The sequence below is a fragment of the Oleiagrimonas citrea genome, from assembly GCF_012395255.1.
GTDB classification, from domain to species: Bacteria; Pseudomonadota; Gammaproteobacteria; order Xanthomonadales; family Rhodanobacteraceae; genus Oleiagrimonas; species Oleiagrimonas citrea.
On sequence record NZ_JAAZQD010000001.1, the window covers coordinates 345,646 to 367,438 of the forward strand.

18 protein-coding genes are annotated in these 21,793 nt (G+C 65.9%); 10 read left to right on the forward strand and 8 right to left on the reverse strand.

All coding sequences use genetic code 11. The features are described from left to right. Positions 1-13 precede the first annotated feature (13 nt). Positions 14-661 carry a hypothetical protein gene (locus HF690_RS01490; protein WP_146742347.1) on the forward strand — a complete coding sequence of 216 codons (648 nt, stop codon included), beginning with the start codon at positions 14-16 and terminating at the stop codon, positions 659-661. Positions 662-673: 12 nt separating this feature from the next. Here HF690_RS01490 and HF690_RS01495 read toward each other — a convergent pair whose 3' ends face one another. Continuing rightward, the gene (locus HF690_RS01495) at positions 674-3,559 is read right to left on the reverse strand and encodes an autotransporter serine protease (RefSeq protein WP_240151520.1); all 2,886 of its coding nucleotides are present in this window, start codon (positions 3,557-3,559) and stop codon (positions 674-676) included. 223 nt (positions 3,560-3,782) lie between these two features. Between HF690_RS01495 and HF690_RS01500 the strand changes: the two genes are divergently transcribed. Then, a complete protein-coding gene (locus HF690_RS01500; RefSeq protein ID WP_113065948.1) occupies positions 3,783-4,958 on the forward strand; it encodes a thiolase family protein in 1,176 nt (391 codons plus the stop codon). Positions 4,959-5,096: 138 nt separating this feature from the next. Next, positions 5,097-5,492 (forward strand): hypothetical protein, encoded by a 396-nt coding sequence (locus HF690_RS01505; RefSeq protein WP_113065947.1) that lies wholly within the window; start codon positions 5,097-5,099, stop codon positions 5,490-5,492. 79 nt (positions 5,493-5,571) lie between these two features. Here the strand turns inward: HF690_RS01505 and HF690_RS01510 are convergent, their stop codons facing one another. Then, entirely contained in the window at positions 5,572-5,964 is a 393-nt protein-coding gene (locus HF690_RS01510) for a hypothetical protein (RefSeq protein ID WP_205300775.1), read from the reverse strand. Between the two features lie 176 nt (positions 5,965-6,140). Here HF690_RS01510 and HF690_RS01515 point away from each other — a divergent pair, with 176 nt between their 5' ends. The 7 genes from HF690_RS01515 to HF690_RS01545 all read left to right on the forward strand — a co-directional run bounded on the left by HF690_RS01515 (position 6,141) and on the right by HF690_RS01545 (position 16,093). Beyond that, complete coding sequence (locus HF690_RS01515; RefSeq protein WP_168608212.1) at positions 6,141-7,748, forward strand: carboxyl transferase domain-containing protein; 1,608 nt, start codon at positions 6,141-6,143, stop codon at positions 7,746-7,748. A gap of 243 nt (positions 7,749-7,991) precedes the next feature. Continuing rightward, positions 7,992-9,239 carry a TolC family protein gene (locus HF690_RS01520; protein WP_240151521.1) on the forward strand — a complete coding sequence of 416 codons (1,248 nt, stop codon included), beginning with the start codon at positions 7,992-7,994 and terminating at the stop codon, positions 9,237-9,239. Next, positions 9,236-10,285: an efflux RND transporter periplasmic adaptor subunit gene (locus HF690_RS01525; protein WP_113065943.1), complete on the forward strand. Its 1,050-nt coding sequence runs from the start codon at positions 9,236-9,238 to the stop codon at positions 10,283-10,285. Before HF690_RS01520 ends, HF690_RS01525 begins: the two co-directional genes overlap by 4 nt. Then, positions 10,282-13,323, forward strand: coding sequence for an efflux RND transporter permease subunit (locus HF690_RS01530; protein ID WP_168608214.1), 3,042 nt, complete (start codon positions 10,282-10,284; stop codon positions 13,321-13,323). The genes HF690_RS01525 and HF690_RS01530 overlap by 4 nt, the downstream gene beginning before the upstream one ends. A gap of 85 nt (positions 13,324-13,408) precedes the next feature. Continuing rightward, a complete protein-coding gene (locus HF690_RS01535; RefSeq protein ID WP_168608215.1) occupies positions 13,409-14,587 on the forward strand; it encodes a glycosyltransferase family 9 protein in 1,179 nt (392 codons plus the stop codon). Further along, positions 14,584-15,360: a methyltransferase family protein gene (locus HF690_RS01540; protein WP_168608216.1), complete on the forward strand. Its 777-nt coding sequence runs from the start codon at positions 14,584-14,586 to the stop codon at positions 15,358-15,360. Before HF690_RS01535 ends, HF690_RS01540 begins: the two co-directional genes overlap by 4 nt. Positions 15,361-15,457: 97 nt before the next feature. Next, positions 15,458-16,093 (forward strand): phosphatase PAP2 family protein, encoded by a 636-nt coding sequence (locus HF690_RS01545; RefSeq protein ID WP_193568349.1) that lies wholly within the window; start codon positions 15,458-15,460, stop codon positions 16,091-16,093. A gap of 3 nt (positions 16,094-16,096) precedes the next feature. Here the strand turns inward: HF690_RS01545 and HF690_RS01550 are convergent, their stop codons facing one another. From HF690_RS01550 to HF690_RS01575, 6 genes are all read right to left on the reverse strand, one after another. Then, on the reverse strand, positions 16,097-17,491 hold the full coding sequence (locus tag HF690_RS01550) for a sensor histidine kinase (RefSeq protein WP_113065939.1): 1,395 nt from the start codon (positions 17,489-17,491) through the stop codon (positions 16,097-16,099). Beyond that, positions 17,491-18,159, reverse strand: a complete 669-nt coding sequence (locus HF690_RS01555) for a response regulator transcription factor (RefSeq protein ID WP_113065938.1) — start codon at positions 18,157-18,159, stop codon at positions 17,491-17,493. The genes HF690_RS01550 and HF690_RS01555 overlap by 1 nt, the downstream gene beginning before the upstream one ends. 127 nt (positions 18,160-18,286) lie before the next feature. Next, the gene (gene htpX, locus HF690_RS01560) at positions 18,287-19,174 is read right to left on the reverse strand and encodes a protease HtpX (protein ID WP_168608217.1); all 888 of its coding nucleotides are present in this window, start codon (positions 19,172-19,174) and stop codon (positions 18,287-18,289) included. Positions 19,175-19,276: 102 nt separating this feature from the next. Beyond that, positions 19,277-19,588 carry a DUF6587 family protein gene (locus tag HF690_RS01565; RefSeq protein WP_113065936.1) on the reverse strand — a complete coding sequence of 104 codons (312 nt, stop codon included), beginning with the start codon at positions 19,586-19,588 and terminating at the stop codon, positions 19,277-19,279. Further along, positions 19,585-21,432, reverse strand: a complete 1,848-nt coding sequence (gene feoB / locus HF690_RS01570) for a ferrous iron transporter B (protein ID WP_168608218.1) — start codon at positions 21,430-21,432, stop codon at positions 19,585-19,587. The genes HF690_RS01565 and feoB overlap by 4 nt, the downstream gene beginning before the upstream one ends. Then, complete coding sequence (locus HF690_RS01575) at positions 21,429-21,674, reverse strand: FeoA family protein (RefSeq protein WP_113065977.1); 246 nt, start codon at positions 21,672-21,674, stop codon at positions 21,429-21,431. Before HF690_RS01575 ends, feoB begins: the two co-directional genes overlap by 4 nt. Positions 21,675-21,793 lie beyond the last annotated feature (119 nt).

The window sequence follows — 21,793 nt, forward strand, 5'->3', positions numbered from 1 at the left end:
CGCTGCAATGCCCATGAAACCCGCTTTTTCGTCCTCGGCACTCAGGACAAAGCGCACAGGGTTTCCTTCACAGCAAGATGTCGTACCCATCTCTACAGATCCAGTGAAGGCCGCGCAGAGTCTGTATGAAGGCATGCAGGAAATTCCCGAGAATGCGCTCTGTGGTTGGCTCAAGCGACACAACGCCCTGGTTTCATTGGTACATCGCGACAGAATCTCCGCACTACTGCTCGAACGCGTGATCCATGACCCAAATCTGAGTCACAACCATGCGCTCGCATTGTGGGAAGTTCTGCAATGGTCGGACGTCCATCAATTAAGACGCCTGATCGCACTGAGGCCGGGCTCTATCTCACTACCTGATGTATTGCAGCACTTCCGTCGCATTCAATTCGAGGCAGCGGCACCTGTAAAACACGGCAACCGATTGGAAAGTCGAAGCAGCCAGGCCGAGTTGGAGCAAACAAGAAACCGGGTGGCCAAGGAAACACGTGCGCGTGTCGCCGTCACGGTGATGATCCTTCTCATCGGCGCTTCGCTCGTCGCAGCCATGGCCTATCTTAAAGTCTTCTCGGGCAACGGCAAGACGGGTGACACCAGCGTGCTGCCTCTGGCGCTTTTCATGTTCTTCGTGTTGGCGGTGTCCATGCGTAAACGTTGATCTGCGCTAACTTTAGAACGCCAGATTGAAGCGCGCCATCAGCTGCTTCGACTTGATCCGCTGCCCGAGCTGATAGTCGTAGCCGAACTTCAGCGTCGCCTTCGGACTCAGGTGCGCGTTCATGCCGACGCCGAACAGGCCGCTGTAGCGGGACAGGCCGATGCCGACCAGCGGCCGCCAGTCCTGCACGCCGACGAAGCTGGCATCGAACACGTCGCCGCTGGACGCCAGGGTGCGCTGCCACTGCACACGCGCCGTGAAGTCCACCGAGGGACCGCCGGCAAAATCGACGTGGTGTGCAGCGCGCAGGCCGACGCCGGCCTGCCAGCGCGACAGCGTCTGCCTCGGCGACTGCAGCCCGAAACCGTACGCGCCCTGCTCTGCGAATCCGTCGCGGCGGATCTGTGCGTACTGCACATTCACATAGGGAATCAGTCGATTGCGGCCCTGGCGCAGATGCAGTCCGCTCTCGCCGTAGGCGACCTGGTACTGGCCGTTGTAGTGCGTCGACACCGGCATCCAGTTCGCGCCCAGCAGCAACTGGCGACTGACGTTCTGACGGATATGGCCGAAGCCGACCCGGCCCTGGGTGTACCAGTCGCCGCGCATCCACCCGGCGTAGAGCATGCCTTCGGTATCGCGGCTACGGTCGCGGTCGGCGCGCTGCTGCAAGCGCTGATCGCCCTGGCTCTGACCGAAGGCGAAACCGGCCACACCGTGCTGGCCGATGCCCCGGTCGCTGCCCACCAGCCAACCGTTGAGCTGGAAACCGACGCCATCGAAACCGCTGCGCGCCATCGAACCGCTCAGGTCGAGTTGCTGCGTCCACATGCCGTAGCCGCCCTTTTCGACCAAGTGATCGAAACGGTCGGACAGCGTGCGGCTGGTCGCGTCGATGCTCTGGAACGCCATCGCCGCGCTGACCGCGTGCAGTTCGCCGGACAGACTCTGCAGGGACAGCTGCGCGGCAGAGAGCGTTTGCGTGTGCTGGATCGCGCCAGCCGCACGGATGAAGCCGTTCGCCACCGTGCCGCCGCCGGACAGACTGGCGTTGACCTGCTGGAACGCACCGTCGACACGCTGCGCACTGCCCATCACCGCGGGCTGTGCACCGAAACCGGCGGAGGCCGCGGTGGTCGTGACGCTCAGACTGGTGGTGTCGATCCACACGTCGTTGACGTCGTACTGCACCGTGCTGCTCAGGAATACACCGCTACTCAGCGTGAAGGTGGCGAAGGTGCCGGTCACGCCGCCGGCTGCGGTCAGCAGGTTCTCGTGGCTGTTGGTGACGTAGCCCGCATCCTTGCCGACGATGTTGAGGTTGCCGTCGATGTTGGCCGTGCCGGCCACGTCGAGCCTGGAACCCAGACTGATCGACAGCGAGCCCGAACTGGCCTGAATGTAATTGCCGCCGACCTCGGCGTTGCCGCCCGCGACCAGCACGACGCCCGCATTGGAGAGGTTCCCCTGCACGCCCGGAAGACCGACCGGCACGTCGCCTGCGCCCACGTCGTACATGCCGGTGAGCGTCGCACCGCTGGCCACCGTCGCATTGCCGGGCAGCGTGAAGGCGGTCTGCAGGGCGCCGCCCAGGACCTGGGTATCGCCCTGGTAGGTGTCGTGACCGGCTAGCACCAGTGTACCGCTGCCGTCCTTGCTCAATCCGCCTGCACCGACGATGTCGTTGGACCAGGTCGAGGTGATGCCGTCGAAGCTGACCGAGACGTCGCCCCAGGCGAAGTTCGCCGGTCCCTTCACGGCCTTGCCCACGTTCAGTGCGCCCCAGCCGAACATCGGATCGACGCCGGCCGCGCCCAGATCCGTTGCCGTGCCGAGAATGGTCTGCCGCACCATGTCGTTGTCGAAATAGGGAAAGGCCTGCCAGACCAGCGCCGCCGCGCCGGACACTTCGGGTGTAGCGAACGATGTGCCCTCGACGATGTAATAGTCCGGCGAGTTGGTGCTGGACGTCGCGGCGGCGTCGAGAACGATGACGTTGCCCGGCGCGCTGATGCAGTAGTTCATCGCCTTGCCGCACTTATTCGAGTACTCGGCAAGTTGTGTCGGATGATTGCTATCGAGCGCCGCGGCGGCGATCCAGCCGCGCTCCAGGTCCGGCCCCCAGTACGGAAGCGCCGCGGTGTCGCTGGGCTCGGGGTGCCCGACCTTGGCGTTGCCGTCGTTTCCGGTGGCGAAGACCACGATCCCACCATGGTCGATCACGAAGGGCCGGTAGGCAGCGGCGAACGCCTTGCCGACCTGATCGGCGTTGGAAGGATCCCAGTAGAGGCCTCCCCAGGAATTGTTCATGACCTGCACGCCGGCGTTGATGAGATCCGGATTCAGGTAATTGGCGAAGAAATCCGCGTCCGAGGGCTGCACGGCGTTGCCCTGGCCGCTGCCGTCGTCCTTGGGCGGCGTATCGCTGATGATGCGCGCCCCGACCAGATTCGCGCCCGGCGCGATGCCGCCGGGAAATTGCCCGTACGGCTGGCCGGCGGCGATTTCCGAGACCCAGGTTCCGTGCCCGACCACATCGTCCTTGGTCAGATCATTGGTGCTGGGATCCAGGTACGCGGGAAGATTCGTGACCCGCCCCTGCACGGTCGGGTTCAGGTGATTGATGCCCGTATCGACCACGCCGATGGTCACGCCTGCGCCGGTGAAGCCGGCATCATGCGCTGCGTAGGTGTTGGTCAGCGAAAGCTGGGCATCCAGCGGCGGCTGGGGAGGCGGAGGCGGTGCCGGTGCTGGCGCGGGCGCAGGTGCCGGTGCGGGCGGCGGACTGGCCGAGGTTGTCGGCCGGATGTTGCTGCCCCCGCCTCCGCCGCAGGCGGACAGACTCAGCACCACGGCCATGGCCACGGCCGCGCTCACGGGCCGCTTGCGAATACGCATCCTTCTCATCGAACTCCCCCAAATACACGGCAGACAAGCTGCCTTTTTGTTTTCCCCGAAACCGCAGTGTATGCGCGTGATGCGGCATCAACAACATGAGGTCGCCGTGTTCTGCACATCGCACCGCTGTGCCTCTCGATTGCCGCAATACCGGGCGCACCGTCATAATGCACGGCTCCGCAGCCGTCGCCGCTGCCCATTCACGTCATTCACGGAGCTTTCCATGTCCGACATCGTCATTGTGGGTGCCAAGCGCACCGCCATCGGCTCGTTCCTCGGCCAGTTCAGCGGCGTGCCGACGCCGACCCTTGGCGCGACCGCCATCGCTGCCGCCGTCGAGCAGTCCGGCGTCTCCGCGCAGGACGTTTCCGAAGTCTTCATGGGCTGCGTGCTGCCGGCCAATCTGGGCCAGGCCCCCGCCCGCCAGGCCGCGATCGGCGCGAACCTGCCGCTGTCGGCTGGCTGCACGACGGTCAACAAGGTCTGCGGATCGGGCATGAAGGCCGTGATGCTGGGCCATGACCTGATCAAGGCCGGCTCGGCTTCCGTCGTCGTCGCCGGCGGCATGGAGTCGATGACCAACGCGCCGCACATGGTGCAGGCGCGCGCCGGCATCCGCTACGGTGATGGCAAGCTGGTCGACCACATGGCCTGGGACGGCCTGACCAATCCCTACGACGGCAAGGCCATGGGCGTGTTCGGCGAATCGTGCGCGGACAAGTACCACTTCAGCCGCGAGGACCAGGACGCCTTCGCCATCGCCTCCGTCGAGCGCGCACGCGCGGCGCAGGAGAGCCAGGCGTTCGACGCCGAGATCGTTCCGGTCACGGTCAAGAGCCGCAAGGGCGAAGTCAGCCACGTCATCGACGAGCAGCCCGGCCGCAGCAGCATCGAGAAGATCCCGAACCTGCGCCCGGCCTTCCGCAAGGAAAACGGCACCATCACCGCCGCCAGCGCATCCAGCATCTCCGACGGCGCCGCCGCACTGGTGCTGATGAGCGCCGACGACGCCGCCGCACGCGGTGCCAAGCCGCTGGCGCGCATCGTCGCCCACGCCACGCATTCGCAGGAACCGGAATGGTTCACCACCGCCCCGGTCGGCGCGATGCAGAAGGTGCTGGACAAGGCCGGCTGGAAAGCCGAGGACGTGGATCTGTTCGAGATCAACGAAGCCTTCGCCGTGGTCGCCATGGCCGCGATGAAGGAACTGGACATCCCGCACGACAAGGTCAACGTCCATGGCGGCGCCTGTGCGCTGGGCCACCCGATCGGCGCGAGCGGCGCGCGCATCCTGGTCACACTGCTTTACGCCATGCAGGCGCGCGGTCTGAAGCGCGGCGTCGCATCGCTGTGCATCGGCGGCGGCGAAGCCACGGCGATCGCGATCGAATGCGATTGAGATAATCCGTGAACGAAGAGCAAAACCTCAACAGCCAGTGGATTTTTTTCGGCGCAATTTATATGGCATCGCCGAAAAGAACGCGCTATTAATAGGCCGCCATTACGGCATTCCACGGCATCTCAAGGGAGAAGCTCAATGAAGTTCACGCGTATCCTCTTAGCCTGCGCACTCATCGCCCTGCTCGCCGCCTGCGGCAAGAGCGGTTCGAACGATGCGCAGAACGCCCAGTCGGCCGCCGATCAGACCCAGCAGGCCGCGGATCAGGCCCAGCAGGCTGCCTCCGATGCGGCGGACAAGGCGCAGCAGGCTGCGGACACGGCGGCGGACGCAGCCAGCTCGGCTGCCGAGGCTGCCAGTGCTGCAGCGGAAGCCTCCAGCTCCGCCGCGGCGGCATCGTCCTCGTCCAGCATGGGCGACAAGATGGACGCCATGGCCAAGAAGGCCGGCGACAAGATGGGCACCATGGTCGACAAGGCCAAGGAAAAGGCCAAGGACGCCATGCATAGCGACGACAGCGGCTCCGGCAACTGAATCGCCGACCACTGCACCGAGAAAACCGGCCGCATTATCCGCGGCCGGTTTTTTTTATGCGCCTTCCACTGCGACCGATTCAGCGCCGCGAAAGGCGCTCGACCTGCACGAAAGTTTCATGAACAAACTCCATACTGCGGTTCGCTGACGCGCGCCACGAGCGTGTCGCGCATGTTTGAATGGTACGGCCCAACCCACACACAGGATGGAGGACATCCATGAACATTTCGCGTATCGCCCTTGCCGCCGCCATGATTGCCGCCCTCGGCGCCTGCAGCCACAAAAGTGACGACAACGCCCAGCAGCCGGCGGCAGCTTCCACTGCGGCCATGACGCCGAGCGACCATGCCAGCATGACGCCGGACGAGAACGCCGCCATGCAGCCGACCACGCCGCCATCGAGCACGTCCGCTCCGATGGAGCCCGGCTCAGCCATGTCTGCGCCGGAACCGGCCAGCAGCAGCTCGAGCATGTCCGGCGATGACATGGGATCGGGCAGCTGACCCGACCGCACGTATCGCCGCGTGCGCCTTGAGATGCACGTCCACTGCGCCCGGATCGCCTCAGGCATCCGGGCGCAGTGCTTTTGGAAGCGGACCGCGCGACCCGTATCATGGACGCTTCGCTGATGCAGCCAACGGACCTTCCATGCCCATTCTCGAATCCCGCATCGACCCACGCTCGGACGACTTCCGCGACAACGCCGCAGCGCTGGGCGCGCTGGTCGACGACCTGAAGCAGCAACTGGATCGCGTCGCCCAGGGTGGCGGCGAGCGGGCGCGCACCAAGCACCTGGACCGCGGCAAGCTGCTGGTGCGCGAGCGTATCCGCGCCCTGCTCGACCCGGGCGCCCCGTTCCTGGAACTGTCCGCCTTCGCCGCGCACGGCATGTACGACGACGCCGCGCCGGCCGCCGGCGTGGTCACCGGCATCGGCCGGGTACACGGCCAGGAAGTGGTGATCGTCGCCAACGATGCCACGGTCAAGGGCGGCACCTACTTCCCGATGACGGTGAAGAAGCACCTGCGCGCGCAGGAAGTGGCTCTGGAAAATCGCCTGCCCTGCATCTACCTGGTCGATTCCGGCGGCGCCTTCCTGCCGCTGCAGGACGAGGTGTTCCCGGACAAGGAGCACTTCGGCCGCATCTTCTACAACCAGGCGCGCATGTCCGGGCTGGGCATCCCGCAGATCGCCGTGGTGATGGGTTCGTGTACGGCCGGCGGCGCCTACGTGCCGGCGATGAGCGACGAGACCATCATCGTGCGCGAACAGGGCACCATCTTCCTCGGCGGCCCGCCGCTGGTGAAGGCCGCCACCGGCGAGGAAGTCGACGCCGAGGCGCTGGGCGGCGCCGACGTGCACACGTCGCAATCCGGCGTGGCCGACCACTTCGCCGAGAACGATGCGCATGCCCTGTCCATCGCGCGCGACATCGTCGCCAGCCTCAACCGCACGAAGAGCATGCCGCTGGCCGTGCGCGAACCGGTCGAGCCGAAGTTCGCCGCCGAGGAGCTGTACGGCGTGATCCCGCAGGACACGCGCCGCCCGTTCGACATCCGTGAGGTGATCGCGCGCATCGTCGACGGCTCCGAGTTCCACGAGTTCAAGGCGCGCTACGGCAAGACCCTGGTGTGCGGCTTCGCGCACATCCACGGCTACCCGGTCGGTATCGTCGCCAACAACGGCATCCTGTTCGCCGAGAGCGCACTCAAGGGCGCGCACTTCATCGAACTGTGCAACCAGCGCAACGTGCCGCTGGTGTTCCTGCAGAACATCACCGGCTTCATGGTCGGCAAGAAGTACGAGAACGCCGGCATTGCCAAGGACGGCGCCAAGATGGTCACCGCCGTGGCCTGCTCGCACGTGCCCAAGTTCACCGTCATCATCGGCGGCAGCTTCGGGGCCGGCAACTACGCCATGTGCGGGCGCTCCTACGGCGCGCGCTTCCTGTGGACCTGGCCCAACGCGCGCATCAGCGTGATGGGCGGCGAACAGGCTGCCAGCGTGCTGGCGACGGTCAAGCGCGACGGCATCGAGACGCGCGGCGGCGAGTGGAGCGCGGACGAGGAAGAGCAGTTCAAGGCGCCGATCCGCGAGCAGTACGAACGCCAGGGCCATCCCTATTACGCCAGCGCCCGACTGTGGGACGACGGTGTGATCGACCCCGCCGACACGCGTCGCGTGCTGGGCCTGGCGATCTCCGCATCGATGAACGCGCCGATCGAGTCCCAGCGCTACGGTGTGTTCCGTATGTGATCGCGCCAAATCGCTAAGGCGAAACTAAGTGGTTCGCATTAGCGTGTAGGCATGCCCTGGTTATCCCCCCGCCGCGTACCGGCCGTCCTCGTCCGGTACAAAGCGCGTCGAGTTGCGCATCTGCTCAGTGGATGCGTCCTGACGGCGCTCGCCGGTTGCGCGATCTACCGCCCGCAACCGCTTCATCCCCGTCCCGCGGCGCAGAATGCCTCCGCACTCGAGGTACCCGCTGCACGCATGCCGATGCCGGCACTGCGCTCGCACCGTTTCGACCCCTCGAACGGACTGGATGTCACCGAAACGGCCATGCTGGCCGTGGTCAACAATCCGCGGCTAAGGACCCTGCGCGATCGGCTCGACATCGGTCGCGCCCAGGCCTTCGAAGCCGGCCTGCTGCCCGATCCGCAGCTTGCCGCCAGCCGAGACATCCTGGACAACCCCAATGCGGACGTGAGCAGCGCCTACAGCCTGGGTCTGAGCTACGACCTCGGACCGCTGCTGACGCGTTCGGCTCGGGTCACCAGCGCCCGTGCGAGCCAGCGTCAGATTCGTCTGCAATTGCTCTGGGCGGAATGGCAGACCATCGCCCACGCCCGTCTGTTGTTCGATCAGGTACATGCCCTGCGTGCACAGCAGCACCGATTGCAGCGTGAGCTCACCGCGCTGCGCGGCCTCGACGCAAGCATCCAGAAGGCGCTGCGCTCGGGCGACCTCGACTACGCCGGCGCCAGCGCCGGACTGGACGCCACGGCCCAGGTGCGCAACCAGCTCGCCGACACGTCAAGGCAGCTCGACCAGGCCGAATCCGACCTGCGCGGATTGCTTGGCCTCGCGCCAGACGCCCCGCTGCGCCTGACCGGTCCGGACTGGCAGCCACGCCCCTCGGCCGCGCAGGTCGCGCACGCCGAGAAAGACCTGGCCCGACGCCGCCCGGACCTGCTGGCGCTGAAAGCCGGCTACGCGGCGCAGGAAGCCAGGGTGCGCGCGGCGATTCTCGGACAGTTCCCCGACATCCAGGTGGGCTTCAACCGTGCGCGCGACACCAGCAACGTGCACACCCATGGCTTCAGCATCGGCCTGACGCTACCCCTGTTCGACGGCAACCGCGGACGCATTGCCGTGACGCGCGCCACTCGTCAGGCACTGGCCGATGCGTACCGGGCGCGCCTGCTGGCCACACGCAACGACGTGCACCGATTGGTCGCCGCTCTGCACACGCTGCGCGGACAGATCGACGCTGCCGCGGAGCATGCACACCGCATGGATCGCGCTGAACGATCCGCCACGGAAAACTGGCGCAGCGGCGCACTGGACTGGCCGACCTGGCTCGCCATCCGTGCCAGCGCCCTGCAGGCCGATCTGCAGATGAACCGCCTGCGTCGACAGCGCGCCAAGGCATCGATCGCGCTGGAGACTCTGCTCGGCGGCGACTGGACCGATGCGACGACGCCGGATGCCCCCTCCCCGAAAACCGGGAACCGCTCATCATGAACGTGTCTCTCTCACGCCTCGCGCCGAGCTTGTTGCTGGTGCTTCTGGCCGGCTGCAGCCATGCACCCGATAACTCGGCGCATGCCTCCAGCGTCGCCATCACCACCGTGCAGCCGGTCCAGCGTACATTCCATGACGACCTCGCCGGATGGGGCACGGCCATTGCCGACAGCAGCCAACTGCAGCGTCTGAGTCTGGGACACGGCGGTCAGGTGACCGCGCTGCCGGTATCGGCTGGTCAGCCCGTGCACAAGGGGCAGGTGTTGCTGCGTATGGCAACCGATCCCTCCGCGCGTGCGGACTGGCACAAGGCCCTGTCCGCTCTGAAACTGGCGAAGACAAACCTGCAACGCACCCGACGCCTGGCCGGACAGCACCTGGCCACTCGCGAACAGCTGGCCGCCGCGCAGAACGCCCTGACCGATGCCCAGGCCGCACTCCAGGCCCAGCGCGCGTTGGGCAACGATCGCCGCACCTACGATTTGCGTGCGCCCGCCGATGGCGTGATCACGACCCTGCACGCAGAGCGTGGCGATCGCGTAGCCGCCAACGCGCCGCTGATGGACTTTTCCCCCTCGTGCGGACTGGAGGCACGGCTCGGCGTGCAGCCGGACCATGTCGATGCCGTGCAGGCCGGCATGCCGGTGAAACTGACGAAGGTCTACGATGCTTCCGTGCACACCATGGGTACCGTCGACATGGTCGGTCACGCCATCGATCCCGCGTCCGGACTGGTGCCGGTCCGCGTGACCATCCCCGCCGCGATGGCCGCGAAACTGGTCGCGGGCAGCCCGGTGTCCGGGCGAATCCAGACCCGGCACTATCCCGCCTGGGCCGTGCCGCGCGCGGCCGTGCTGCATCACGGCCACGACAGCTACCTGTTCCAGGACCTCAAGGGACACGCACGGCGCGTGAACGTGACGGTGGTGCAGCCCCACGGCGACACCATCGGCGTGCACGGAAAGCTGCAACCCGACCTGCCGGTCATCGTCATGGGCGCCTATGAGCTTTCCGACGGCGACGCGGTGCGCAAGGCCAAACCATGAAAGTGACGATGTGGATGCGCCGACATCAGCGCGCGCTGATGTTCATGGTGCTGATGCTGACGCTGGGCGGACTGATGGCGGCCTTCCGCATGCCGGTCTCGCTGTTCCCCGACGTCTCGTTCCCGCGTGTGCGCATTACCCTGGACGCTGGTGACCGCCCCGCCACGCAGATGGCGGTGCAGGTGACAACACCCATCGAGAATGCCGTACGCAACGTGCGTGGCGTGCGCGACGTGCGCTCGACCACCAGCCGCGGCAGCGCCGAGATCCAGGTGCGCTTCGACTGGGGCGCGGACATGGGCCGCGCGCTGCTGAACGTCAATGCCGCCGTCTCGCAGACGCTGCCCGACCTGCCCTCGGCCACGCGCGTCTCGACCGAACGCATGGACCCGGTGACGTATCCGATACTGGCCTACAGCCTGCGCTCGGACACGCTTTCGCCGAGCCAGTTGCACGACCTGGCTGCCTATCAGCTGCGACCGCTGCTGTCAGGCATTCCGGGCGTGGCCCAGGTCGGTGTCCAGGGCGGCACCATCGGGGAATACCATGTCGACGTCGACCTGAGGCGGCTACGCGCCCACGGCCTGACGCTATCCGACCTGGACCGGGCGGTGTCCCAGGCCGCCACCATCCGCGCCATGGGCCGCATTCAGGATCACTACAAGCTGTTCCTGCTGCTGGCCGACAACCAGCCCGTGAGCCTGAGCAAGCTGCGCGGCATCGTGGTCAAGCACGGTGACGACGGCCTGGTGCATCTGGGCGATGTCGCCTCGATCCGGCTCGGCCACGTGCCGCAGTGGATACGCGTCAACGCTGACGGACACGATGCGGTGCTGCTGCAGGTCTATCAGCAACCCTCGGGCAACAGCGTCCAGATCGCGCGCGCGGTGAAGAAGCGCCTGGCCGGCTATGCCCTGCCCCCGCATGTGAAGATCGCCAACTGGTACGACCAGACGCAGCTGGTCAAGGGCGCCGCGGCCAGCGTGCGCGACGCCATCGGCATCGGCATCGTCCTCGCCGGACTGGTGCTGCTGGCCTTCCTGCGCAATGCGCGCGTGATCCTGATCGCCATGATCGTGGTGCCCGCAGTGCTGGCCGTGACGGCATTGCTGCTGTCGGTGCTGCACATGAGCTTCAACATGATGACGCTGGGCGGCATGGCCGCCGCCGTCGGCCTGATCGTGGACGACGTCATGGTGATGCTGGAGCACATCATGCGCCGGCTGCGCGACGGCACGGGCCATGTCCACGAACGCATCGCCGGCGCGGCCTGGGAGTTCACCCGGCCGCTGACCGGGTCGAGCGCCGCCACGGTGATCATCTTCCTGCCGCTGACGTTCCTCTCCGGCGTGACTGGCGCCTTCTTCAAGGCGCTGTCGCTGACCATGGCCAGCGCCCTGGTGATCTCCTGGGTACTGAACTGGGTCGCAGTGCCGCTGCTGGCCGGCTGGCTGATCGACGAGCGGCACGCCCACGAACCCGAACCCAACCGCCTCACCCGCCGCCTGCAGTCCGGCTATGCAAGACTGCTCGACCGACTGGTCCGCCGTCCGGCGCTGATCCTGATCGCCGTGCTGCCACTGCTGGCACTGGGTGGCCTGGCCTACACCCGGGTCAGTACCGGATTCATGCCGCAGATGGACGAAGGCGGCTTCATCCTCGACTACATGTCCCCGCCCGGCACGTCGCTGACCGAGACCAACCGCCTGCTCGACCAGGTGGAGCAGATCACCCGTGCCAATCCCTACGTGTCGACCTATTCCCGGCGCACCGGACTGCAGCTCGGTGGCGGTCTGACCGAGGCCAACACCGGCGACTTCTTCGTCCGCCTCAAGGACGGCAACCGGCCCTCGGCCGAGGCGGTGATGGAGCAGATCCGAACCCGTATCGAACACAAGGTTCCCGGGCTCGACATTGAACTTTCGCAGCTGATGGAAGACCTCATCGGCGACCTCACCGAGGTCCCCCAACCCATTGAAATCAAGCTGTTCGGGGACCGTCCACAGGAGCTTTCGAGCACGGCACGGCGCGTCGCCAAGGCCCTCGGCGGCGTGCCGGGCGTGGTCGACGTGCGCAACGGCATCAATCCCGCCGGCGACGCGCTGGACGTGCACGTGGACGCCGACCGCGCCGCGCTGCTCGGCCTGACACCGGACCAGGTCACCGCCCAGGTCCATCGCGCCATCGCCGGCACGGTCGCGGCGGAACTGCCGCGAGGACCGAAGATGGTCGGCGTGCGCGTGTGGCTGCCGCGCCGCGATCATCACCGCGTCGAGCAGCTGCAGGACCTGCCGATCCGCGGCGCGCACGGACACGTGCGTCCGCTTTCCGAGCTGGCGCATATCCGCGTGGTGACCGGCCAACCGGAGATCGAGCGCGACAACCTCAAGCGCATGGTCGCGGTCACCGCACGCATCAGCGGACGCGGGCTGGGCTCGACCATCGCCGACGTCAAACACGTACTGGCGCGTCCGGGCATGGTGCCGAACGGCATGTACTACCAACTCGGCGGACTCTACGCGCAGCAGCAGAAGGCCTTCCACGACCTCTCGCTGGTACTGATCGCGGCCATCGCCCTGGTGTTTACCCTGCTGCTGTTCCTGTACGAGAGCTTCCGCGTGGCGCTGTCGATCCTCGCCATGCCGCTACTGGCGCTGTCGATGGTGTTCATCGGCCTGTGGGTGACCGGCATCCAGCTCAACATCAGCGCCATCATGGGCATGACCATGATCGTCGGCATCGTCACGGAACTGGCCATCTTCTACTTCTCGGAATACGAGGACGCCCGCTGCAAAATGGACACGAATGCGGCGCGCCAGTACGCCGGCCGCCATCGCATGCGACCGATCCTGATGTCCACCATCGCCGCCATCCTGACCCTGGCGCCACTGGCCCTGGCGCTGGGACGCGGCGCGCAGATGCAGCAGCCGTTGGCCGTCGCCATCATCGCCGGCATGCTGGTGCAGGTGCCGCTGGTGCTTCTGGTCATGCCGGCCCTGCACGCATGGCTCACGCGTCGCCAGGAGGCGCGACGATAAAACGATAACGCAATGCATACATCCGCTAAGGCGGCTCTAAGGGTGCCCGCCTAGCCTTGCGCAAACTCGTCGCCTTACGTGACTCATGCGCGAATACGTACTGCATCCGACGCTGCCGGCCAACCAGGGCAGCGCGTTTATCGGTCGCGCGGAAAAGGAACGCCGCAAGATCCTCGCCCATCTGCTTGGCCGCCGCCTGCGCGCCATCGATGCCCAGCTGTGCGCACCGGGAGGACTCCCCGAGCACGGCATCCACCGGATTCTGGTGTGTCGCCCCAATCACCGGCTCGGCAACACGGTGCTGATCAGCCCGCTGCTGCGCGAACTGGAGACAATGTATCCCGGCGCCGAGATCGACATTCTCAGCGCCGGATGCGCGGCCGAGACCCTGTTCCGCACCCGCTTCCAAGTGCGGCGCATCATCAGCCTCCCGCGCCGGATTCCGCGCCGCCCGCTGCATTCGATCCGCCTGGTGCGAAGCGTGGTTCGCGAACGCTACGACCTGGCCATCGATGCCTGCCTGCAGTCGAACATGGGGCGCTTGCTGCTGGGCGCCTGCACGGCGCGTTTCAAGATCGGATTCCCCTACGCCGCCGAGAACGGTTCGCCGCTCGCGGCGTATCATCAGTCCTGCCCCACGCATTTCGCGCTGCGCAACGTGCACTTGCTGCGCGTGGCGCGAGGCATGGCCCGCGCGCAATCCTGGCCCGCCTTGAACGTCGGGCTGGAACCGCTGGAACTCAACCGTGGCAAGGTCGTGCTCAATGCCATTCTCGAGCAACCCGCGGAAAGCACCGACACGCGTCCCGTGCTCGGCATTTTTGCCAATGCCACCGGCGACAAGCGCTACCCGGAAACATGGTGGCAAGAGTTCATCGCCGTCCTGCGCCAACGGCACCCGGATGTCCGCATTGTGGACATCCTGGCCGAACATGGCCTGTCGCAGCTGCCGGGCACGCCGCATCCGTTCTACTCGCGCAACCTCCGGAAACTGGCCGCCGTGCTCGCCAACCTGGACGGTTTCATCAGCGCGGACTGCGGCGTGATGCATCTCGCCAGTGCGGTCGGTGCGCCGACCCTGGGACTGTTCTCGCGCGACAACAGCGACAAATACGCACCCTACGGCGGCACCAATCACGCCATCGACACACAGACATGCTCATCCGGAGCCCAAGTGGCCGAGCAGGCATCGCGCTGGGTCGACCGTCTGCGTCGCGCGCATCGCGCGGAGCGTCCTACCCGACTCCTGGAGTCCACCGCATGAATGCACCGCAAGACCGCCCCGAAACTCGACTGGAAAGGCAGGGTACCTGGCTTTTCCATCGCCGCAGTTTGGTCGGCGTCGTGCTGCTTCCCGCCCTCGTGCTGGCCATCTGGAGGCCGGGCTGGCCAGCCGATGCGCTCGCGCATCGCACGCTTGATGCGCTCACGCTGACCGGCTTCTGCATCGCACTCAGCGGATTGCTCCTGCGTGCACTCACGGTATCGATGGTGCCGGCCGATACTTCGCGCCGGAGCACGCGCCAGCAGTCCGCGGACAAACTCAATACGCGTGGCATGTATTCCGTGGTGCGTCATCCGCTGTACGTGGCCAACGCATGGACCATGACCGGTTTCGCCCTGGCCACCGGATCACTGTGGTTCATGCTGCTGTTCCAGTTCGCACACGCGCTGTACATCCGGCGCATCCTGGCGTGCGAGGATCGCTTCCTGTCACAGACCCACGGCGAGGCCTGGCGCGCCTGGGCCGACCGTACCCCGGCCTTCCTGCCGAATCCGCTGCGCTGGAGACCGAACGAACTCCGGCCCAGTATGCGCACCGTCATGCGGCGCGAATACAACAGTGTATTCATCGTCGGCCTGGCCTTCTTCGTGCTGCAACTCTCGCGCGGCCTGCTCATCGACAAGCTGTCGGCACTCGACTGGGCCCATCACAACACGTTCTGGATCGCGGCCTTAGCCATAGCGGCCGCCATCCAGGTCACCCTGCGCACGCTGAAACGGCGCACTCGACTGCTGCACGTCCCGGGACGCTGATCGTCACCGGGATGATCCAGATGCCGAAGCATCCGAGTATGCTTTTACCCGAGTCTGCATGCACGTGACGCGTACAATCGCATACGGAGAACGTTTCATGGCCCGTCGCATATTCATCGTCTCCGCCATCGTGGTAATGGCATGCCTGCTCCCGCTGTCCAACGCATACGCCGGAGGCGGTCCGCTGGGCATCGACCACAAGCTGCATTACGACAACAGCGGCATCTGGAAGCGAAGCAACCAGAAGAATCTGCAGTACGCCATGATCGTCACCGTGATCGGCGGCTCGTTCGCACTCGGCGACCAGAGCCGGCTCGGCGACACCTTCTGGCGCTCGCTGGACGCGATGTCGTTCTCGGCGCTGGGTTCGGCCGGACTCAAGCTGACCTTCCAGCGCAAGCGTCCGTCACAGACCAACAACCCCAACGAGTTCTTCAAGGGCAGCGGATACCAGAGTTTCCCCAGCGGCGAAGTCGCGGCCCTGAGCGGCGCGGTGACACCCTTCATCGTGCGCTACGGAAGCGATCATCCGGCCGTCTACGCGCTAGCCCTGCTACCGGCCTATGACGCCGTTGCGCGGATGAAGACCCACGGCCACTGGCAGACCGATGTACTGGCCGGTGCGGCGCTGGGCGTCGGCGTCGGCATCTGGGCTTCGCATCGCAAGAGTCCGCTGATTCTGGGATGGCTGCCCGGCGGGTTCAGCGTCGGATTCGTGCACCACTTCAAGTAAGGCTCAAGAGGTCCAGCGCAGCATTGCATGCAGGCGCTGGCTTCCATCCAGCGTGAACGTCAGCTGCAGGTTCAGCGCCCGCGCCGCGGCCACGGACAGGTTCAGACCAAGGCCGGCATGGCCTTCGTTGTCCGCCGAATGCTTGCGCCAGTGCCGGCGCCCCAGGTGTGCGACTTCATCGGCATCCAGTTCCGGTGCCGCATTGATGACCTGCATGCAGCAGTTCCCCCAGGCAATCTCGATACATGCCCCTTCTGGCGCATAGACGGCCGCGTTGCGCAGAAGATTCACGACGATGATGCGCAACAGCGAAGCGTCGCTGTCCAGGAACACCCCGCTTGCATGGGCCTGCACGTCGACACGAACGTTGCGCTGCTGCAACACATCCTGCAACGACTTCAGTTGCTCGACGATCAGCGCGCTCAAGTCGACGCGCTCGCATTCGAGTTTTTCGATGCCGGCTTCGAGCCGCGTCAGCAGCAACAAGCTCGAAACCGTATTTTCGAGTTCGCCTCCGATCGTACTCGCGTCGGCCAGCACTTCGGAAAGCGAACGCCCACTGGGATAGCTGCGTTCGACGTCTACCAGCGTGCGCAGTTCCGCCAGCCGGGTCCGCGTCTCGTGCGCGAGCGCGCTGGCGAAGCGCCGCTCGCGCTGCATGCCCTCGTCCATCCGCGCCAGCACTTCATTGAATCGCTGCGTCAATGGCGCCAGTTCACGCGTCCGACTCTGCGGCAGGCGCTCACGGGGGGCTTGTGGGCCGACGTCGCGCATGTATTCGGCCAGTGTCGAGAGCGGTTGCAGCCCCTTGCGCACGAGCAGTGGGGAGATCAGCAGCGCCACGATCAAGGCCAGCATCGGCGTGATAAGCAGAATCCCGTCGATGGCAAACAGAATGTTGTCGAGTTGCGTACGCGGCAGCATGAGCAGCATGCGGCACTCGGGCACTGGGGCACGCTGCGCGCCCGTGGCCCGTCGTGCGGCTGCGGGACGGAACGCGAACCACACCGCACGTTGCTGCGCGCTCCCGCTATCGATATCCGCGAACGCCGGGGCGGAGTCCGCGCCCTCCTGCCAACCCCGTGGAACGTAGATGGGGGCCGGATCGCTGCTCAACTCCTGCCCATCATCGCACTGGATCTGGTACAGGGCGCGCGTGTCACCGAGAAGAAGGTGCGACGGCATGCGTTGCAGCTCGTCCATGTCCAGACCGTCCGGTCCAAGCTCGACCAATGCCGAGGTCGCGCGCGCCTGTGCCAGCAGACTGGCATCGAAACGCTGTTCCATCTCGGCATCGACGAGATGGTCCATGGTCAGGGCCGCGAGACCGAGCAGAATGACGATGCTCACGCCGATCATCAGCGCAATGCGCGAGGCCATCGAGTCCAGACGGGACATCACTGGATCAGATACCCGGCGCCGCGGCGGGTCTCGATCAAGCCCTTGGGCGCAACCTGGTCGAGCTTGCGCCGCAATCCGAAGACCAGCACCTCGATGCTGCGATCCGAAGCGGTCGAATCGCTTCCCGCCACCCGCTCCAGAATCTCGCCACGGCTGAACACCCTGCCCCGGTTACGCGCGAGCAAGGAAAGCAGGGCGAACTCGCGTGGCGTCAGCGGCAACTCGTGCTCGTCCTCGGTCGCCACGCGGTGCGCACGCAGATCGATGCGCAACGGTCCGACTTCCAGCACCGGCGCATGGGCCAGGCTCGGGCGACGCGCCAGCGCATGCAGCCGCGCCAGCAGTTCGTCGAAGGCGAACGGCTTGATCAGGTAATCGTCGGCACCGGAGTCGAGCGCGGCGACACGATCGGTCACTTGGTCGCGCGCCGACAGCACCAGCACCTTCGGACGATGCGGCAGCGAGGGCAGCGCGCGCAGCACTGCCATGCCGTCCATGCGCGGCATCATCAGGTCCAGCACCAGCAACTCGTACTCGTAGGTGCGCAGGAACGTGAGCCCCTCCGCACCGTCCATCGCGACATCGACCGTGAAACCCTCGGCCTGCAATCCGCGCTGCACGGTTTCACGCAAACGCCTGGAATCCTCGACCAGAAGCAATTTCATGAAGAAGCTCGACCTGCATGTGGATGCGCGCCATCCTGCCACGAGTGCACAGCACATCCCAGCGATGAACGTGCGCATTGAAGAATGAAACGCCGCCGCCCCGCGCGACGGCGCAGGATATCCGTGCTCATCCTGCGCGGCGCAAGGCCTCTATGCGCTCGGCCAGCGGCGGGTGGCTCATGAAAAGGCGCTTGAAGCCACCGGCCAGGTGGCCGGAGATGCCGAAGGCCTGCATGTTCTTCGGCAGCGTCGATTCGCCGTAGCTGGCGCCCAGGCGCTCCAGCGCGGAAATCATGCGCCCGCGTCCGGCCAGTCGTGCACCGGCCGCATCGGCGCGGAACTCGCGATAGCGCGAGAACGCCATCACGATCATCGATGCGAACAGGCCGAAGACGATCTCCAGCACGATCACAATGACGAAGTAGCCGATGCCGCCACCCCGATCGTCGCGACCGCCGCTGAGCCAGCTGTCGACCATGCGACCGACAATGCGCGCGAGGAAGATCACGAAAGTGTTGAGCACGCCCTGAATCAACGCCAGCGTCACCATGTCGCCATTGGCGACATGGCCGATCTCGTGGCCGAGCACGGCCGACACCTGGTCGCGGTCCATGCCGTGCAACAGCCCCGTGCTGACCGCCACCAACGCATGATTGCGGCTGGCGCCGGTAGCGAACGCGTTCATTTCCGGCGCCTCGTAGATCGCCACGTCGGGCATGCCGATGCCGGCCGCCTGTGCATGCTGGCGCACCGTGTTCAGCAGCCACTGCTCGGCTTCGCTGGACGGCTGCTCGATCACCCGCGCGCCGGTGGACATCTTCGCCATCCACTTGGAAATCGCCAGCGAGATCAGCGAACCGCCCATGCCGATCACGGCTGCGAAGATCAGCAGTGGCCCCATGCCGCCGTAGCCGCGCGAAGCCGCCCACACATCGACGCCAAACAGATGGGCGACGATGCTCAGCAGCACCAGGACGGCCAGGTTCGTACCCAGGAACAGAAGGATGCGACGCATGATTCGATCTCGTGTCGAAGGAAATTCGGCAGGTCGAATATTTAGTCTGCGCCGAGGCCTTTCAAGTTCCGCGAACGCGTGCGGAAACGTGTTGCGGCGGGCTCAGGAGCGCCGGCGATGCGGACGGATATGCAGCGGCATCGGTGCGCTCGATTCGATCTGCGGCGCCGGCGCACATCCACCGCACGTGCCGCAACCATCACCGCTGCCGCACCCGCCGCTTCGAGCCTCGGCCGGCTGCAGCCAGCGACCGACGCGGCGCGTCAGACGGCTGCGGGAAGCATGATCGAGCGCGGCGGAGGCGCGGCCCAGCAGGCGCCGTGTGACTTCGGGCGCCAGCTTGCGCGCGGCGAAGATCGCGCTGTACAGAAGCAGCGCGCCCAGAATCAGGAATTGCACGATGGCGAAGCTCATGTGAACAACCTCGCGATCTGATAGGTGATCAACGACGCCACGTAGGCCAGACCGAACAGATACCCCGCGGCCAGCGCCACGTTGCGCCACGAATTGGTTTCCCGTCGGATCACCGCCAGGGTCGACATGCACTGCGGCGCGAACACGTACCAGGCCAGCAGCGACAGCGCCGTGGCCAGCGACCACTGGTGCGCGATCAGCACGCCCAGATGCGAGGCCACCGCGTCGTCGGTGCCGGACATGGCGTACACCGTGCCCAGCGCGGACACCGCTACCTCGCGCGCGGCGAGTCCGGGGATCAGCGCAATGCAGATCTGCCAGTTGAAGCCAATCGGCGCGAACACGTGATGAAGCGCGTGACCGAGGCGTCCGGCCAGGCTGTAGTCGATGGCCGGTCCGGTCGCGCCAGGCGGCGGCGCCGGAAAGCTGGACAGGAACCACAGCAGCACGGTCAGCGACAGGATGATGCCACCGACACGGCGCAGGAAGATCTTCACGCGCTGCCACAGCCCGAAGGCGACGTCGCGCACGTGCGGGAAACGGTACGCGGGCAGCTCCATCAACAGCGCGTGCTCGCTCTTGTCTCGGCGCAGATGCTTCATCACGTAGGCCACGGCCAGTGCGCTCAGGATGCCGGCGAAATACAGCGCGAACAGCACCAGCCCCTGCAGATTGAACACGCCCAACACGCTGTGCTTGGGAATGAACGCGGCAATCAGCAGCGTGTAGACCGGCAGACGCGCCGAGCAGGTCATCAACGGCGCGACCAGGATCGTCGTCAAGCGATCACGCGGATCGGAGATCGAGCGCGTCGCCATGATGCCGGGGATGGCGCAGGCGAAACTCGACAGCAGCGGAATGAACGCACGGCCGGTCAGCCCGGCCTTGAACATCAGCCGGTCGAGCAAAAATGCCGCGCGCGGCAGATAGCCCGATTCCTCCAGCACCAAAATGAACAGGAACAGGATCAGGATCTGCGGCAAGAACACCAGCACCGTGCCCAGGCCGCCGAAGATGCCGTCCTGCACCAGACTGTGCAGTGCACTGTGCGCCGGCAGCAGCCCGCTCACCCACGCGCCCAACCCGGACACGCCGGCATCGATGCCGTTCATCAATGGCTCGGCCCAGGAGAACACCGCCTGGAAGATGAAGAACATCAGCACGCCGAGAATCGCCAGCCCGAACACGGGATGCAGCACCCAGCGGTCGATGGCATCGTCGATGCGCGAGGCCATCGGCGGAACCTGCACCGCAGCGGCGATCAGCTCGCGTACCTGCTGATGAAGATCACGGTCGTCATCGACCGCGCCCGCACGTGCGGCCGACTCCGGCTCGCGCGTCTCGATATGCTCGATCAGCGCCTTCGCGCCATGACGATGCACGGCCACGGTCTCGACCACGGGCACGCCGAGCCGGCGCTCCAGCTCTTCCGTGTCAATGTGGATGCCGCGACGACGCGCCGCGTCCATCATGTTCAGGGCCAGTACCACTGGACGCCCCAGGCGCAGCACTTCCAGCACGAAACGCAGATGCAGACGCAGATTGGTAGCGTCGGCCACGCACACGATCAGATCGGGCGCTTCCTCGTCAGGATGCGCGCCGCTGCAGATGTCGCGCGTGATCGCCTCGTCGGGGCTGGCGGCATCGAAGCTGTAGGCGCCGGGCAGATCCAGCAGCTGATAGTTGCGCCCGGATGGCGCCAGAATGCGGCCTTCCTTGCGTTCGACCGTGACACCGGCGTAGTTGGCGACCTTCTGCCGGCTGCCGGTGAGCAGATTGAACAGCGCCGTCTTGCCGCAATTCGGGTTGCCGACCAGGGCGATGCGCAGGCTGGCCGCGTTCATGCCGTCACCTCGTCCTTCACCCGCACCCGGGATGCCTCGTTGCGCCGCAGCGCAAAGCGCGTGTAGCCGACCTGCACCAGCATCGGGTCGCCGCCCAGCGGCGCACGCGCCACCACGCGCACCGACTCGCCCTCGACGAAACCCAGATCGCGCAATCGGCGCGCGATCAGGTCATCGGGATGGGCGTCTTCGACGGTGTGTACCACGGCCTGAGCACCTTTCGGCAGATCGGAGAGTTGCACGGACATCCAGCCAAAATAAGAATGGTTCGCATTATAACTCGTCTTTGTGCACTTCGCGAAGTGCGCGACAACACGTCACGGCCCTGCCTCGAACGTCGGAGGCCGCTATCATGGGCGTC